The 658-nt window shown below is 67.2% G+C and carries 1 protein-coding gene and 1 pseudogene; both read left to right on the forward strand.

What is annotated here, in order from left to right; translation table 11 throughout:
- Positions 1–147: pseudogene (locus tag ABGA94_RS09440) on the forward strand (DUF1801 domain-containing protein); the annotation flags it as partial.
- Positions 148–185: 38 nt separating this feature from the next.
- Positions 186–593: a DUF1801 domain-containing protein gene (locus ABGA94_RS09445; RefSeq protein ID WP_111127966.1), complete on the forward strand. Its 408-nt coding sequence runs from the start codon at positions 186–188 to the stop codon at positions 591–593.
- The last annotated feature ends 65 nt before the right edge of the window (positions 594–658 follow it).

Here is a 658-nt window from a genome sequence, read left to right on the forward strand (position 1 = left end):
GGCGCGGCACTGGCGCCAGTGCCGCCCGAGCCGTCCAGGAGCGCCGATACGCGTTACCTGCACATCCCGCAGGACGGCCTGCTGGATGAGGCACAGTTCCTCGACTGGGTGCGCCAGGCCGCCGCGTTGCCCGGCGAGCGCATGTAACCCCGACCTTCTCATTCCTTTCCCGACGAGAGCTCCTGATGGCCACGCATGCCCCCAACCCGGCCGATGCCGGAACACCGGCCGCCGAGTTGATCGATGCACGCATCGCCGAGTTGGCAGACTGGCGCGGTGAAACACTGGCACGCGTGCGTGCGTTGATCCATGAAGCGCTGCCCGACGTGCAGGAAACCTGGAAATGGCGGGGTACACCGGTGTGGGAGCACAACGGCATCCTGTGCACCGGCGAGACCTACAAGCAGGCAGTGAAGCTGACCTTCGCCAACGGTGCGGCGCTGGCCGATCCAAAGGGGCTGTTCAACGCAAGCCTGGACGGCAACACGCGGCGTGCGATCGACATCCATGAAGGCGCGATGCCGGATGCCGCTGCGTTCAAGGCGCTGCTGCGCGCGGCGGCGACGCTCAACGCGGCGAAGAAGAAGCGGTAGAGCCGGCCGCTGGCCGGCTGCTTTGCGATGCTTGCGGAGGGGTTTGAAGTTGCCGGCCAGCGGCC

The organism is Stenotrophomonas sp. 3diitr2024 (genome assembly GCF_042136455.1).
Classification (GTDB): domain Bacteria; phylum Pseudomonadota; class Gammaproteobacteria; order Xanthomonadales; family Xanthomonadaceae; genus Stenotrophomonas; species Stenotrophomonas sepilia.